12 protein-coding genes, 1 rRNA gene and 1 pseudogene are annotated in these 15,059 nt (G+C 55.5%); 6 read left to right on the forward strand and 8 right to left on the reverse strand.

What is annotated here, in order from left to right; genetic code table 11:
- Positions 1–364: 364 nt before the first annotated feature.
- On the reverse strand, positions 365–727 hold the full coding sequence (gene queD / locus AC22LX_RS20260) for a 6-carboxytetrahydropterin synthase QueD (RefSeq protein ID WP_047053975.1): 363 nt from the start codon (positions 725–727) through the stop codon (positions 365–367).
- A gap of 235 nt (positions 728–962) precedes the next feature.
- Here queD and AC22LX_RS20265 point away from each other — a divergent pair.
- A pseudogene (locus AC22LX_RS20265) lies at positions 963–2,110 on the forward strand (IS3 family transposase).
- Between the two features lie 233 nt (positions 2,111–2,343).
- A complete protein-coding gene (locus tag AC22LX_RS20270; protein ID WP_042894158.1) occupies positions 2,344–2,613 on the forward strand; it encodes a hypothetical protein in 270 nt (89 codons plus the stop codon).
- A 126-nt stretch (positions 2,614–2,739) separates the two neighbouring features.
- On the opposite strand, the gene AC22LX_RS20275 is transcribed toward AC22LX_RS20270, so the two are convergent.
- From AC22LX_RS20275 to AC22LX_RS20300, 6 genes are all read right to left on the reverse strand, one after another.
- Positions 2,740–3,084: a DUF1294 domain-containing protein gene (locus AC22LX_RS20275; protein ID WP_047053152.1), complete on the reverse strand. Its 345-nt coding sequence runs from the start codon at positions 3,082–3,084 to the stop codon at positions 2,740–2,742.
- Between the two features lie 115 nt (positions 3,085–3,199).
- Entirely contained in the window at positions 3,200–3,919 is a 720-nt protein-coding gene (locus AC22LX_RS20280; protein ID WP_487334174.1) for a DNA/RNA non-specific endonuclease, read from the reverse strand.
- 313 nt (positions 3,920–4,232) lie between these two features.
- Positions 4,233–7,385, reverse strand: a complete 3,153-nt coding sequence (locus AC22LX_RS20285) for a CusA/CzcA family heavy metal efflux RND transporter (RefSeq protein ID WP_487334175.1) — start codon at positions 7,383–7,385, stop codon at positions 4,233–4,235.
- A gap of 10 nt (positions 7,386–7,395) precedes the next feature.
- On the reverse strand, positions 7,396–8,658 hold the full coding sequence (locus AC22LX_RS20290; protein WP_087876790.1) for an efflux RND transporter periplasmic adaptor subunit: 1,263 nt from the start codon (positions 8,656–8,658) through the stop codon (positions 7,396–7,398).
- Positions 8,659–8,703: 45 nt separating this feature from the next.
- Positions 8,704–9,048: a cation efflux system protein CusF gene (gene cusF, locus AC22LX_RS20295; RefSeq protein ID WP_015368490.1), complete on the reverse strand. Its 345-nt coding sequence runs from the start codon at positions 9,046–9,048 to the stop codon at positions 8,704–8,706.
- Between the two features lie 17 nt (positions 9,049–9,065).
- Positions 9,066–10,451: an efflux transporter outer membrane subunit gene (locus AC22LX_RS20300; RefSeq protein ID WP_087876791.1), complete on the reverse strand. Its 1,386-nt coding sequence runs from the start codon at positions 10,449–10,451 to the stop codon at positions 9,066–9,068.
- 173 nt (positions 10,452–10,624) lie between these two features.
- On the opposite strand from AC22LX_RS20300, the gene cusR reads away from it, so the two are divergent.
- From cusR to AC22LX_RS20315, 3 genes are all read left to right on the forward strand, one after another.
- Positions 10,625–11,308 carry a copper response regulator transcription factor CusR gene (gene cusR, locus AC22LX_RS20305; protein ID WP_008807068.1) on the forward strand — a complete coding sequence of 228 codons (684 nt, stop codon included), beginning with the start codon at positions 10,625–10,627 and terminating at the stop codon, positions 11,306–11,308.
- Positions 11,298–12,740: a Cu(+)/Ag(+) sensor histidine kinase gene (locus AC22LX_RS20310; RefSeq protein ID WP_047078540.1), complete on the forward strand. Its 1,443-nt coding sequence runs from the start codon at positions 11,298–11,300 to the stop codon at positions 12,738–12,740. The genes cusR and AC22LX_RS20310 overlap by 11 nt, the downstream gene beginning before the upstream one ends.
- Before the next feature lie 109 nt (positions 12,741–12,849).
- Positions 12,850–13,170: a hypothetical protein gene (locus AC22LX_RS20315; RefSeq protein WP_045394792.1), complete on the forward strand. Its 321-nt coding sequence runs from the start codon at positions 12,850–12,852 to the stop codon at positions 13,168–13,170.
- Positions 13,171–13,262: 92 nt separating this feature from the next.
- Here AC22LX_RS20315 and AC22LX_RS20320 read toward each other — a convergent pair whose 3' ends face one another.
- Positions 13,263–14,384, reverse strand: a complete 1,122-nt coding sequence (locus AC22LX_RS20320) for a ribosomal protein uL16 3-hydroxylase (RefSeq protein ID WP_045394793.1) — start codon at positions 14,382–14,384, stop codon at positions 13,263–13,265.
- A gap of 594 nt (positions 14,385–14,978) precedes the next feature.
- Here AC22LX_RS20320 and AC22LX_RS20325 point away from each other — a divergent pair.
- Positions 14,979–15,059: ribosomal RNA gene (locus tag AC22LX_RS20325) — 16S ribosomal RNA — on the forward strand; the annotation flags it as partial.

The following is a 15,059-nucleotide window of genomic DNA, read 5'->3' on the forward strand; positions in this document are numbered from 1 at the left end:
AGATTGCATTCTTTATCTAGAAAAAACAGTATGTTATTTTTTTGGGTTGAAATTCACCCAAATCTGAATGATGTTATGTGCGGTTGCTATAAATACATGAATATGAATAGGATACTAAGATAAAATTCATACTCAAGTGAAAAAAGGTAAAAATGAGATAGCACCACATTCAAGTGAAAAATGTATGTGAGTCAAATGATTATGGATCTTCAGGGGGGATTAAATTCGTATTTTCAACTACCAAAGTTGGTGTGAATATATTGTTGATTTTGTTAAAGATTAAACTTTTTTCATTTTCAGCTTTTATACATCAATACGAGATAGCAGGGCTGGCGGAGTTGCAACCAGCCATCTAAACGTGTGCTTATTCGCCGCGATAAATACAACCAGCTGTACAAGTTTCTTTCACTACCACTGCGCTAAGGATAGGCAGTTGTGGCTTAACCTGATTCCAAATCCATTCTGCTAGTACTTCACTGGTTGGGTTTTCTAAGCCGGAGATGTCGTTGAGATAATAGTGGTCCAACTTATCTAGCGTGGGTTTAAAAATTGCTTTCAGTTCGGCGAAATCGATAATCCACCCGGTGTGATTATCTACTTCGCCTGTGATTTCAAGGCGAACCACAAAAGAGTGTCCGTGTAAGCGTCCGCACTTATGGCCATCAGGCACGTTGGGCAGTCGATGTGCGGCTTCAAAGGTGAAATCTTTGTATAGCGTAGTTTTCATGGTGACCTCATTTTTTTGTTATACAGTAACAATAAGAAGCACGATTTCCTAGCTTTTCTGAGTTAGCTATTAACACTCTATTGGATAGGCAAAATTATTTCGGTCGTATCCAAATCAGGTTGTTTTTGGCATTGGCCCCATGATACTCCTCCTGTTGGCTGATTTAAGTCTCTGAATCGCCACGGGTTTAACAGACACCTCAGAGTCATTTAAGATGACTTAAAGAGAGGTGCCCATGAGCGGTAAACGTTATCCCGAAGAGTTTAAAATTGAAGCAGTCAAACAGGTTATTGATCGCGGTCATTCTGTTTCCAGCGTTGCAACACGTCTCGATATCACCACCCACAGCCTTTACGCCTGGATAAAGAAGTTCGGTCCGGACTCATCCACTAATAAAGAACAGTCAGATACTCAGGCCGAGATCCGCCGACTCCAGAAGGAGTTGAAGCGGGTTACTGACGAACGGGACATATTAAAAAAGCCGCGGCGTACTTCGCAAAGCTGTCCGACTGAGGTACGCCTTTATTCGTGACAACTCCCGTTGCTGGCCTGTTCGTCTGCTCTGCAGGGTGCTGGATGTTCATCCCAGTGGCTTTTACGCCTGGTTTAAGCAACCGTATTCTCAGCGCCACCAGGTAGATCTGAGACTGACGGGACAGATCAAACAGTTCTGGCTGGAGTCCGGTTGCGTTTATGGTTATCGCAAGATCCATCTGGACTTGCGGGATAGCGGGCAACAGTGCGGAGTGAACAGAGTCTGGCGACTGATGAATCGTGCCGGGATAAAGGCTCAGGTCGGGTACCGGAGCCCGCGGGCACGCAAAGGCGAGGCCAGTATCGTATCGCCCAACAGGCTCCAGCGACAGTTCAATCCGGATGCTCCGGATAAGCGTTGGGTAACGGACATAACCTACATCAGGACCCACGAAGGCTGGCTGTATCTTGCCGTGGTTGTTGATCTGTTCTCACGCAAAATTATCGGCTGGTCAATGCAATCCCGGATGACAAAGGACATTGTCCTGAACGCACTGCTGATGGCTGTATGGCGGCGTAATCCCCAAAAACAGGTGCTGGTTCACTCGGACCAGGGCAGTCAGTACACAAGCCATGAGTGGCAGTCGTTTCTGAAATCACACGGCTTGGAGGGGAGTATGAGCCGTCGCGGTAACTGTCACGATAATGCGGTTGCAGAAAGCTTTTTCCAGTTGCTGAAACGCGAACGGATAAAGAAAAAAGATCTACGGAACGCGGGAAGAAGCCCGCAGCGATATTTTTGATTACATCGAAATGTTTTATAACAGTAAGCGTCGGCATGGTTCAAGCAATCAGATGTCACCGACAGAATATGAAAACCAGTATTATCAACGGCTCGGAAGTGTCTAGATTATCCGTGGCGATTCAATATTACGTTATCTTGAAGAGGCCCTTGCTGAAACTATTGGTTTGTTAAGAGCCAGAGGTATGAGTAGAGAGTACATCATTCAGGGATTTAAATTTCCGCTAGGTAATACTTATGAGATAACATTCTCTTTATTGAGGCATGAAGCTGCTGGCATGCTTTTAGGGCCAATCACGGTGGGAGGAATAATGTATAGTGTTTGGTACGGAGTTCAACGATGATTTCTCGCGAACAGGCTATTGCTATAGCTAAAGCCTATGCTGATACGAGTGGTCGCGGTTGGGATGAACATTATCATGAAGCCCAGCCGATGATGCTGGATGGCGAGCCGGTGTGGTGGGTGGCTACCACTGATTGCGAATATTCAACTGAGCAGCCATGGCTGATGGAACAACTTCCTAATCCTTCTCATTATTACATCAGTATGGTGAGTGCATGCTGTGTGGCCGTGGGATCAAGGGAGAACGATTATCAGCGGGTGGGCTAAAAGTAGTAACTGTCCCAGCCCTCATCTTCACTTAGTTACGATTCTTGCCAATCATCCAATAAACCTCGCGATCTACTTCTGCTTTCTCGTTAATAGTTTGCTTAGCCAAGATTCAACTAATCAACCCTACACCCCATATCCCCGATACAGCCAATATCCGCCAACCAGCACCACAACATTCAGCACGATGCTAATAATGAAATATGTTCTGAATGGCTGCTTCTGGGTTTTGTGGCGAAAACACTGCTGCCCGGCAATCGCGCCCGGCCATCCGCCAAGCAAGCCGAACGTCAGCAGGGTGGATTCCGGGATCCGGCTCCAGGCTTTACGGGCGGCTAATTTGTCGATGCCGTAGATAAGCCAGGTCAGCACGTTCGCCAGCAGGAACCACATGGCGATGGAATAGGGCAGCAACAGGCTGCCAACGGCGGCAAGGGCCAGCAGGAAGTAACAAAAATAACCGAGCTTCATACAATATCAACAGCGCTTAGCGGTGGCAGGGAGAGCAACTATACCTGGTTTGTTGGCTGGCGGTAAGACGCCGATTGTTAATCGCGACAGGTCGACAACTTTACCCCTCCGTTCCCTACCTGCAACCCATCTCCCGCGCCAGCGTCCCCGGCAGAGTCTTTAGCGATGTAGAAACAGAGGCCGGCAGTGCCGACCACAGCGTCAAATGCGGACTGGTGCGGCGCTCGATCTCCGCCACCGTCACCTGATGGTCGCAAAAATTAGCATCGCGCGGCGTCGCCTGGTCCAGCACAAATGCTGCGTACTGGCCGCTCTGCGGGCCGCTATCGAGGAAAATAATCTTCCAGTAGCCGCTGGGGATCTCCACGCCCGGCGCGGCGGGCAGGGTGGCGATATGCCGCTCGAACAGCGGCCCGGTAACCGCATAAACCGCCGTCACTTCCGGGCGCTCGGCCAACGCGCGCTCCGCGTCTTCCAGCCGCGCCCATGCTCCCTGATTCAGCGCCGCTTCCTGCGGGGTGATATTCGACAGATAGTTCAGCGCAGGCCAGTCCGCCGCGCCGCCGAGGCTCGCCAGCGGCGCCTGATGGCCGCGATCGACCGCCAGTAAGGTGTTGGCCAGGCGATAGTCGGCGGGCGCCAGGGTATCGGCAGCGGGTAAATCGGGGTCCTGCTTCCACACTCTCTCCCGGTTGCTGGCCTCGCTGGCACGGGTGATTTTATACGCTACCCAGTTGGCCAGCTTACGGTGAGGGTTGTTGTTCAGCGTGTAGGCTGCGCGGAAGAGCGTCTGTTGGCTGCCGCCGGTTGGGCAGCCAACTTCGCAATTATCCACCTTTGCTGTCGCGGCATGGCAGGTTGATATCGTATTCAGGGCAGAAAGTAATAACAGCAAAAATAAACAGGGTGGAAAAGGATTCAGGTTCATCGATAGCGCTCATTGAATTAAGGCCCACCTTTTCTCTGTGTGATAAATACGCAGTCAGAGTGAGCAGGAAAATCAATGAAGCTAAAGGGAATAACGTGGGGTGAAGGCCGATTGGCGCAGAGGATGAGATAATATGAGTGTGGATGTTGGTTAAATGAGGGAATGACTTGTGGGTCTAATAATTAAAAGGCCCGCTGGTGAAATACCAACGGGCTTGCCATTATTTATTCCCCGGCTTGCCCCGATGCCGATACAGCCACATCAGCTTATATGCCGCCGGAATGATAAACAGCGACAGCAGCGGCGCGGTGATCATCCCGCCAATCATCGGCGCGGCGATACGGCTCATCACTTCCGACCCGGCGCCGGTGCCCCATAAAATCGGCAGCAGGCCGGCGATAATCACCGCCACGGTCATCGCCTTTGGCCGCACGCGCAGCACCGCGCCCTGATACAGCGCCTCGTCGAGTTTATCGGCGCTGAAGGTCTGCGGGTTCTCCAGCGATGGCTCCGCCTCAATGGCGTGGCGCAGGTACATCAGCATCACCACGCCAAATTCTGCCGCCACCCCGGCGAGGGCGATAAAGCCGGTACCGGTGGCCACCGACAGATGGAATCCCATCCAGTAGAGGAACCAGATCCCGCCGACGAGGGCGAACGGCACGCTGGTGATAATCAGCAGCGCCTCGCCGAAGCGGCGGAACGCCAGGTACAGCAGCACGAAGATAATCATCAGCGTCATCGGTACCATCAGCTTCAGCTTCTGATTGGCGCGTTCCAGCAGCTCAAACTGCCCGGAGTAGGAGACGCTGATGCCCGGCTTCAGCTTTACTTCTTTGCCGATGGCATGCTGCAGATCGCGCACCACCGAGACCATATCGCGGTCGCGGGCGTCGATGTAGATCCAACTGGTCGGGCGGGCGTTCTCGGTCTTCAGCATCGATGGCCCGGTAACGACTTTAACCTCGGCGACGTCGCCGAGCACGATCTGCTGCTTCAGCGGCGTGAGGATCGGCAACTGGCGGAGGGTCTCCGGGCTATCGCGATAGCTCTGCGGGTAGCGGATGTTGATCGGATAGCGCTCGACGCCCTCTACCGTTTCGCCGACCATCGCGCCGCCGATGGCGGACGAAACAAACAACTGCACGTCGCCGACGGTCATGCCGTAGCGGGCCGCCTTCTCACGCTGAATATCAATGTTGAGGTAGCGCCCGCCGACCAGCCGCTCGGCTAATGCCGAAGTAACTCCCGGCACTGTGCGCGCCACCACTTCAATTTGTTCGGCGATGGCGTCGATATCGGCCAGGTTAGTGCCGGAAACTTTAATGCCGATCGGGCTCTTGATGCCGGTGGAGAGCATGTCGATGCGGTTGCGGATCGGCGGCACCCACAGGTTCGCCAGCCCCGGCAGACGCACGGTTTTATCCAGCTCCTCGACGATCTTCTCCATGGTCATCCCCGGTCGCCACTGGTCCTGTGGCTTAAGCTGAATCGTGGTCTCTACCATCTCCAGCGGCGCCGAGTCGGTGGCGGTTTCGGCCTTGCCGGTTTTGCCGAACACCCGCGCCACTTCCGGCACCGTCATGATCAGCTTATCGGTCTTTTGCAGCATATCCGCCGCCTGCGCAGCGGAGATCCCCGGCAGCGTTGACGGCATATACAGCAGATCGCCTTCGTTAATCTGCGGCAGAAACTCGCCGCCGACCCGGTTTAGCGGCCAGATAACCGTCAGGATCGACAGGAGCGCGATCAGCAGGGTAGTCTTTGGCCAGTGCAGTACCTTCAGCAGCAGCGGGTGATAAATACGGATCAAAAAGCGGTTCAGCGGATTGCTGTTCTCCGCCGGGATCTTGCCGCGGATCCAGAAGCCCATCAGGATCGGGATCACCACGATCGCCAGCAGCGCCGCCCCGGCCATCGACCAGGTTTTGGTGAAGGCCAGCGGGCCGAACAGTTTGCCCTCCTGGCCTTCGAGGGTGAAAATTGGGATAAACGACAGGGTAATGATCAGCAGGCTGATAAACAGCGCCGGGCCGACCTCCACCGACGCATCGGTAATGATTTTCCAGCGGATGTCGTTGCTTAGCTTCTCTCCCGGGTGCTGATGTTCCCACTCTTCCAGCCGCTTATGGGCGTTCTCAATCATCACGATGGCGGCATCGACCATCGCCCCTACCGCAATGGCGATCCCGCCCAGCGACATGATGTTGGCGTTGAGCCCCTGGAAATGCATCATGATAAAGGCGAAACACAGGCCGAGCGGCAGCGAGATAATCGCCACTAGCGCCGAGCGCACGTGCCACAGGAAAAGGGCGCAGACCAGCGCAACGACGATAAACTCTTCCAGCAGCTTGTAGCTGAGGTTGTCGATGGCGCGGTCGATAAGCTGACTGCGGTCGTAAGTGGTAACCACTTCAACCCCTTCCGGCAGGCTGCTTTGCAGCGACGCCAGCTTCTCTTTGACCGCCGAGATCACCTCGCGGGCGTTCTTGCCGGAGCGCAGGATCACCACGCCGCCGGCCACTTCGCCCTCGCCGTTAAGCTCGGCGATACCGCGGCGCATCTCCGGGCCAATCTGCACCCGCGCAACGTCGCCGAGATACACCGGCACGCCGTTGTCACCGGTTTTCAGCACGATATTTTTGAAGTCGTCGAGCGTCTGCAGGTAGCCGCTGGCGCGCACCATATATTCGGCTTCCGCCAGTTCGACGGAAGAGCCGCCCGCCTCCTGGTTAGAGGCGTCCAGCGCCGATTTCACCTCGCCGAGGCTGATGCCGTACTGGGTCAGCTTCATCGGGTCGACGACAATCTGATACTCCTTGACCACGCCGCCTACCGACGCCACTTCCGAGACGTTTGGAATGGTTTTTAGCTCATATTTTAAGAACCAGTCCTGCAACGAGCGCAGTTCGGCGAGGTCATGTTTGCCGCTGCGGTCGACCAGCGCGTACTCGAAGACCCAGCCAACCCCGGTGGCGTCAGGGCCCATTTCGGCGCTGACCCCGGCGGGCAGTTTGCCCTGCACCTGATTGAGATACTCCAGCACCCGCGAGCGCGCCCAGTAAGGATCGGTGCCGTCTTCAAATATTACATACACGTAGGAGTCGCCAAACTGCGAGAAGCCGCGCACCGTTTTGGCGCCGGGGACTGACAGCATGGTGGTGGTCAGCGGCCAGGTGACCTGGTTTTCAACGATCTGCGGCGCCTGCCCCGGGTAGCTGGTTTTGACGATTACCTGTACGTCGGAGAGGTCCGGCAGGGCGTCCACCGGAGTTTGGATGATGGTCCAGGTCCCCCAGATGCTGAGAAACAGCGCCGCCATCATCACCAGGAAGCGGTTGGCCACCGAGCGGCGGATAATCCATTCAATCATGTTCCGTTCCTCAGTGCGCGTGGGCGGCAGGGGCTGTGACATCAGGAGCCTGTGCGCGCATGCGCTCCAGCGCGCCGGAGATATTGGCTTCCGAGTCGATCAGGAACAGGCCGCTGGCGACGACTTTTTCGCCCTCCTGCAGACCGCTGCGAATGGCCGTGACGCCGGCGGATTCATGGAATACCTGTACGAGCTTCGGTACGAAGCGGCCCTCGTTATCCACGGTAATCACTCGCTGCTCGCTACCGCTGTCGATCAACGCTTTTGATGGGATAAGCAGCATCGGCGCGCTTTCGCTGGTCAGTTTCAGATAGGCGTTCATCCCCGGCTTCAGCGCTTCATTCGGGTTGTTAACCTGCAGGCGTAGCTGCAGGGTACGGGTGGCGCTATCGACGCTGGGGAGAATGGTCCATTTGTTGATGCTGAAGGTTTTTCCCGGCCAGGCGGGAACCTGAATGGCGAACTGCGAGGCGTCTTTAATTAGCCAGGCGATGGATTCCGGTACTGCCACGCTGACCCACACCGGGTCCATGCCCTGAATTTTCGCCACCACATTATCTTTGGCGATATTCATTCCGGCGCGCAGATCGAAGGCGGTAATAACGCCATCGATCGGTGCTTTGAGAGTAAAGCGGGTCTGGATTTTACGCGTGGTTTTCAGGCGGCGGATATCGTCATCCGGCATTCCGGCGAGGCGTAGACGCTCAAGGATCCCCTCAACCTGCGTGGCGGTGCCCCCGGTCTCCTGCAATAAAAGATATTCGCTCTGCGCTTCCACCCAGTCCGGGATGGTCAGCTCGAGTAACGGCGTGCCTTGCTTGACTTTGTCGCCGACGGTCAGCGGATAGACTTTATTGATAAAGCCCGCCGCCCGCGCCTGCATAATCACGTACTGGTACTCGTTATAGCTGATGTTGGCCGGAAAGGTCTGGGCGTAGCGCAGCGGCCCGCGGGTGACCGCGGCGGTTTTTACGCCGAGGTTTTGGGTCTGCGTCGGGTCGATACGCACCCCCGGCGCACCGACGGCGGCACTCTCCTCATCAGCGTATTTCGGCACCAGGTCCATATCCATAAACGGCGATTTACCCGGTTTATCAAAGCGAGTATTCGGGTACATCGGGTCGTACCAGAACAGCACTTTACGCTGCTGCTCGGCCGCCGGAGCGGCAGCGTGGGTCGGCGTCAGTCGGGTATACAGCGCCGCGGTAAGCGCGCCGCCAATCAGCATGCTGCCGAGGATCAGCGCCGTATTTTTCAGTGTCAGGGATGCCATGTGTCGTCCATTCAGTTGTTGAGGTAGGCTACCGTCGCCGGGCCGTTATTGGGCGCGGATATCCTGTAACAGCGACAGATTGCCCTGCTGAACGAAGGTGAAGTCCACGCTGTCGCCATCCTTCACATTGTTGAGCTGCGTCTGCGGGGTGATGGTGAAGCGCATGGTCATCGGCGGCCAGTTCACCGCCGGGATGGCCTCGTGGGCGATAGTGATTTTTTTACTATCCATATCAATGGCTTTAATGACGCCTTTACCAGTGATGCTTTGCGTCTGCGCGGCGGCGGGTTGTTCATGCATAGCCATGCCGGCGTGCGGTTCGGCAGCCTGGGCCGCGAACACTGCGCCAGAGAGCAGGGTGAACAGGGCGATTTTAGACAGTGAATTCATAATCAAGACTCCTCGGGTTATTCCATCCAGCCGCCGCCGAGGGCGGTGAACAGGGTGATTTCATTCGCCTGACGGGAATAGTTGAGTTCCAGCAGGGTTTGTCGGGTGGTGAAAATGTCGCGCTGGGCGCTCAGGACTTCGATGTAGCTGACCGCGCCGTGACGATAGAGCGCAGTCGCGCGCTGCAGGGTGATATTTAGTGAAGCGAGATAGCGCTGCTGGGCGGCAATCTGATCGGCCAGGCTTTGGCGCAGGGCCAACGCGTCGGCCACCTCTTTAAAGGCGGACTGTATTTTTTGCTCATAGTTGACTACCTGCTGCTGCTGGCGGATCTCCGCCAGGTCAAGGTTGGCCTGATTGCGCCCGGCGTTGAAAATCGGCAGTTCGATTTTGGGGATGAAGTTCCACATCGCGCTGCCGGCGTTAAACAGGCTGGAGAGCTCGCTGCTGCTGCCAGAGAGCGAGCTGGTCAGGGTAATCGACGGGAAGAAGGCCGCCCGCGCGGCGCCGATATTGGCGTTGGCCGCCAGCAGGCTGTGTTCGGCCTCTAAAATATCCGGCCGCTGCAGCAGGATCTCTGAGGAGAGCGACGGCGGCAGGGTTACGCCTTTCAGGTCCACCGCGCTGCTGGCGTTATCGTCCGGCAGCCGTTGATAGCTGCCGAGCAGTAGCTGCAGGGCGTTATTGGCCTGCGCCAGCTGGCCTTGCCGTTTGGCGATATCGGCGCGGGTGCTTTCGATCATGCCGCGCGCCTGTTCCAGCGCCAGCACGGTGGTGCTGCCGGTCAGCAGCTGTTTTTCAACGAAGGCGTAAGACTGCTGATAGTTCTGCAAGGTGTCGTTCGCCACCTGTAGCTGCGCCGCCGCCAGCCGCTGGTTGAAGTAGCTTTGTGAAACGTTAGCAATCAACAGGATATGCACCGCGCGCCGCGCCTCTTCGCTGGCGAAGAAGTTCTGTCGGTCGGCCTCGCTAAGGTTTTTCAACCGGCCAAAGAAGTCGAGGTCGTAGCTGAGATTCAAGTCGGCGGCATAATCGCTGCTGGTGGTGGTGTCGCCTTTGAGCTTGCCGCCATAGGTGGTGCTGCCGTCGCCGTTAAGCTGTGGGTAGCGGTCGGCGTCGGTCACCCGGTACTGGGCGCGGGCTTCCTGCACTTTCAGCGTCGCCATCCGTAGATCGCGGTTGTTGGTTAGCGCGGTGCTAATCAGGCTTTTCACCTGCGGGTCGACGAAAAAGGTGCGCCAACCGGTCTCCTGGTAGCCCGCCGTCGCGGTAACCAGTTTGTTCTGGCTGAGAGAGAACTGCTGCGGTACCGGCGCGGCGGGGCGCTGATAGTCCGGAGCAAGTGACAAACAGCCGGTTAAGGCGAATATCACGCTGAGAGTAAGAAGCTTTATTGGGCGCATGGCGACAGACGGTTTTCGGTGATTTATCAATGGCGGATACTTTACGCAGCGGGCTCTGTTCAACGCGTGACAGGAAAATGACAAAGCTGTCATTTTCCTGATATTTCATTGCTATCCGGAGGGGCTCCTCTAAAATTGAATACCCGCACAGAGCGCGCGTGAAGGAGCCAGCCGTGAAGATTTTGATTGTCGAAGATGAGAAGAAAACCGGGGAGTACCTGACCAAAGGGCTTACCGAAGCCGGATTCGTCGTCGACCTGGCCGACAATGGCCTTAACGGTTATCACCTGGCGATGACCAGCGACTACGATCTGCTGATCCTCGACATCATGCTGCCGGACGTCAATGGCTGGGATATCGTGCGCATGCTGCGCGCCGCCAATAAAGGGATGCCGATCCTGCTGCTCACCGCGCTTGGCACTATCGAGCATCGGGTGAAGGGGCTGGAGCTGGGCGCCGACGACTATCTGGTGAAGCCCTTTGCTTTTGCGGAACTGCTGGCGCGGGTGCGCACTCTGCTGCGTCGCGGGGCGGCGGTAATAGTAGAAAGCCAGTTTCAGGCGGCCGATCTCAGCGTTGATTTGGTGAGCCGCAAGGTGACGCGCGGCGCGACTCGTATCACCCTGACCAGCAAAGAGTTTACCCTGCTGGAGTTCTTCTTGCGCCATCAGGGCGAGGTGCTACCCCGTTCGCTGATCGCGTCGCAGGTGTGGGATATGAATTTCGACAGCGACACTAACGCCATCGACGTGGCGGTGAAGCGGCTGCGCGCCAAAATCGATAACGACTTCGAGCCGAAGCTTATCCAGACCGTGCGCGGCGTCGGCTATATGCTTGAGGTGCCGGATGGCCGCTAAGCGCCCCTTTTCGTTGGCCACCCGGCTGACCTTCTTTATTAGCCTCGCCACCATCATCGCTTTCTTTGCCTTCACCTGGATCATGATCCATTCGGTGAAGGCTCACTTTGAAGAGCGCGACGTTCACGACCTCAAGCAGCTCAGTACCACGCTTGAGACGGTGCTCAACCATGCCGACTATCCGCAGGAGCGGCGGCTGGAGATCTTAAAAAACGTGATCGGCGGCTACGCTAACGTCTTTATCTGTCTGGATGATGCCGAGGGCAATATTCTGTTTCAGTCGCCAGACGGCCCGGAACTCAGCCATATTATGAGCACGCCGGGGCTGGCGATGAAGTTGCGCGACGGTAATGTGATTTCATGGACCGACCCGCAGCCGCGGGAAATGGTTCATGATAATCATCAAATGGAGACCCGCTCCTGGCGGCTAATCATGTTGCCGCTGGGCAAACAGGCGGACGGTAAACCGGCCTGGCATCTGCTGATGGCTTTATCGATCGACTTTCACCTGCACTATATTAATGAGCTCAAAGCAAAGCTGATTTCCGCGGCGTCGATAATCAGCCTGTTGATTATCGCCATCGTGCTGTTTGTGGTCTATCAGGGGCATAAGCCGATTCGCCAGATCAGCCGCCAGATCCAGAATATTACCTCCCGGGATCTCGATGTACGCCTTGACCCACAGGCGGTACCCATCGAGCTGGAGCGGCTGGCGCTGTCGTTTAACCATATGCTGGAGCGGATAGAGGATGTCTTTACCCGGCAGTCTAATTTCTCCGCCGATATCGCCCATGAAATCCGTACGCCGATAACCAACCTGGTGACGCAAACCGAAATCGCCTTAAGCCAGAGCCGCAGCCAGCAGGAGCTGGAAGAGGTGCTCTATTCTAATCTCGAAGAGTTTTCGCGTATGTCGCGGATGGTCAGCGATATGTTGTTCCTCGCCCAGGCGGATAATAACCAGCTGATCCCTGAACAGCGGGCGCTGGATCTGGCCGAGGAAGTGAATAAGGTGTTTGAGTTCTTTGAAGCGTGGGCGGAAGAAAAAGAGGTGGCGCTGCGTTTTGTCGGTAGCCACTGCCGGGTGATTGGCGACCCGCTGATGCTGCGGCGGGCAATCAGCAACCTGCTGTCGAACGCGATCCGCTATACGCCGGCCGGACAGGCGGTGACCATTCAGTTGAGCGAAAGCGCCGAGAAGATTCGCCTGGTGGTGGAGAACCCCGGCGCGCCGATTGCTGCTGAACATTTGCCGCGCCTGTTTGACCGTTTCTATCGCGTCGACCCGTCACGCCAGCGCAAAGGCGAGGGCAGCGGTATCGGTCTGGCGATTGTAAAATCGATTGTCAGCGCCCATCACGGCAGCGTGGCGGTGCAGTCCGATCAACGATCTACGCGTTTTATTGTGGTATTACCAAAATATGCGCAATAACGACCTCATCTGACGGCTTCGTCATAATGCGGTCACGCTGGCGACAGAGCCATTATTTTATCCTTCCTGTTGATGACTCACTATTTGTTAATCTTCAGGGAGTAATAGAATGAACACAGTACGCACTATCGTGGCTATCAGCGTTATTTTTGCAGCAAGTGTGGCGAATGCTGCGGAAATGACCCATCACAACGCGGCGTTGGCGCATGAGATGATGAACAACGGGCAGTCGCCGGCCCATCAGCAGATGGCGCAGGGGCATCTTGCGCAGGTGGGCGACAATCTTGCCTCCCCGAAACAGCCGCGTTCTTTTTCACAAATGAATGAACATGAACAGGCTGCGGTATTTCATGAATCGCTGAATAATGGCCAGGCGTTTGCCCATCAGGCGGAAGCAAAAGCGCATCGCCAACAAATTCCAGCTCTCTAATCAGTGGTGGAGGTGATGGGGGCGAGTTGTCTGGATAATGTCTGAGAGATAGCGGGCAGCGCCAGGCGGCTGCCCGCAGTATTGCCGTTCTCTTACTCTTCGAAGTACCAGTAGCCCTGATTAATCAGGCGCGTCAGTTCGCTAACGAATGCCGGATTTTTCAGGCCGCTGCCGAGCTCTTCTTGACCTAATGAGGTATAGCGGCACAATGCATCCAGCGCTCCGGCATCGGTGGTATCCAGCTGTTCGCTATGTACGAAGAAGCTGTCGCCGATATGCAGAACGCGCAGGCCGCTCAGGCGAGAAAGCTTTTCGCCGCCCAGCAGCGCATCGACCACTTCCGCTTCTTCATATGCCGGTTCCGCCGGAGCAATGTCCAGCTCGTGACGCGGCGTGGTGACGAAACTGCCGAACCACTGCTTGAAGTCTTCGGGTTGGCGAATCATGTCGATCATCATGTTGCGCAGACGTTCGAGTTCATACTCTTCAACCCGGCCCGGATGCTCGCGGCAGGTGAGATCAGGATCGCTGTAGTGTTCGCCGCCGAGGTCGTTTTCCAGCACATAGTCGGCGAAGCTGCTGATCAGGTCGCGGCCGTTTGGCCCGCGGAAGCCGACGGAGTAGTTCAGTGCCGTTTCGTGGGTTACGCCGTCGTGCGGGAATCCCGGTGGAATATAGAGGATGTCGCCCGGCTCCAGATCTTCATCAATGATCGGTGGGAACGGATCGACGTGCAGCAGTGCCGGATGCGGACAGAACTGACGCATCGGCAGCTTATCGCCCACGCGCCAGCGGCGGCTGCCCATTCCCTGAATAATAAAGACGTCATACTGATCGATATGCGGGCCCACACCGCCGCCGGGGACGGAGAAGGAGATCATCAGATCGTCTAAACGCCAGTCAGGCAGCACGCGGAACGGGCGCACCAGTTCGGCGGCCGGCATATGCCAGTGGTTTACCGCCTGGGCCAGCAATGACCAGCCGCTTTCGCCCAGCCCGTCGAAATGCTCAAATGGACCGTTACTGGCCTGCCATTTACCGTTAACCAGGCTGACCAGCCGGCTATCGACTTCCGGCTCCATGGCTAACCCGGCCAGTTCGTCTGGCGTAATGGGGTCGATGAAGTTCGGAAACGCCTTCTTTAATACGACCGGCTGCTTTTGCCAGTACTTCTCTAAAAACTCGGGCCAGTTAATGTTGAGTTGATAAGCCATAGATTATTACCAGTAGGAAGAAACGGCTCTGATTATAGAAAGGAGAGGAAGCTGAGCGCTTTGTCATGGGTCAAGAGTGGTGCTTAATTCACCATTGGCGTAATAGCGGCGATGGGAGAACGAGAAAAATCGCGTTTTCGCAAAAAAGTGGTTTCGGTAGGGAATGCTCTGCAGGCCGCGTGAATACTGGGTTTTGTCGGTTCGGTCTTAACGCGGATAAACGTGAAAAGTTTAATTAATGAGCGCTTGATAAGTTTTTTGTATTTTAAGGCTTGCTATATCTCAGCAGCTCCCTATAATGCGCTCCCACTGACACGGCAAATGTGAATCACTTCACACAAACAGCCGGTTCGGTTGAAGAGAAAAATTCTGAAATTCAGGGTTGACTCTGAAAGAGGAAAACGTAATATACGGGACCTCGCAACGGTGAGCTGAAAGCCGCGTTGCAACTGCTCTTTAACAATTTATCAGACAATCTGTGTGGGCACTCAAAGTGACATGGATTCTTAATGTCTTCGGACAATAAATGAATACCAAGTCTCTGAGTGAACATGCGTAATTCATTACGAAGTTTAATTCACGAGCATCAAACTTAAATTGAAGAGTTTGATCATGGCTCAGATTGAACGCTGGCGGCAGGCCTAACACATGCAAGTCGAGCGGTAGCACAGAGAG

It is taken from the genome of Klebsiella sp. PK01 (genome assembly GCF_057624675.1).

What these genes read in the sequence shown, in the direction of transcription:
- cusF (WP_015368490.1), bottom strand. Translation starts at nt 9,048, where the DNA reads ATGAATTCACTGTCTAAAATCGCCCTGTTCACCCTGCTCTCTGGCGCA.
- AC22LX_RS20310 (WP_047078540.1), top strand. Translation starts at nt 11,298, where the DNA reads ATGGCCGCTAAGCGCCCCTTTTCGTTGGCCACCCGGCTGACCTTCTTT.
- AC22LX_RS20285 (WP_487334175.1), bottom strand. Translation starts at nt 7,385, where the DNA reads ATGATTGAATGGATTATCCGCCGCTCGGTGGCCAACCGCTTCCTGGTG.
- AC22LX_RS20270 (WP_042894158.1), top strand. Translation starts at nt 2,344, where the DNA reads ATGATTTCTCGCGAACAGGCTATTGCTATAGCTAAAGCCTATGCTGAT.
- AC22LX_RS20320 (WP_045394793.1), bottom strand. Translation starts at nt 14,384, where the DNA reads ATGGCTTATCAACTCAACATTAACTGGCCCGAGTTTTTAGAGAAGTAC.
- queD (WP_047053975.1), bottom strand. Translation starts at nt 727, where the DNA reads ATGAAAACTACGCTATACAAAGATTTCACCTTTGAAGCCGCACATCGA.
- AC22LX_RS20300 (WP_087876791.1), bottom strand. Translation starts at nt 10,451, where the DNA reads ATGCGCCCAATAAAGCTTCTTACTCTCAGCGTGATATTCGCCTTAACC.
- AC22LX_RS20315 (WP_045394792.1), top strand. Translation starts at nt 12,850, where the DNA reads ATGAACACAGTACGCACTATCGTGGCTATCAGCGTTATTTTTGCAGCA.
- AC22LX_RS20290 (WP_087876790.1), bottom strand. Translation starts at nt 8,658, where the DNA reads ATGGCATCCCTGACACTGAAAAATACGGCGCTGATCCTCGGCAGCATG.
- AC22LX_RS20275 (WP_047053152.1), bottom strand. Translation starts at nt 3,084, where the DNA reads ATGAAGCTCGGTTATTTTTGTTACTTCCTGCTGGCCCTTGCCGCCGTT.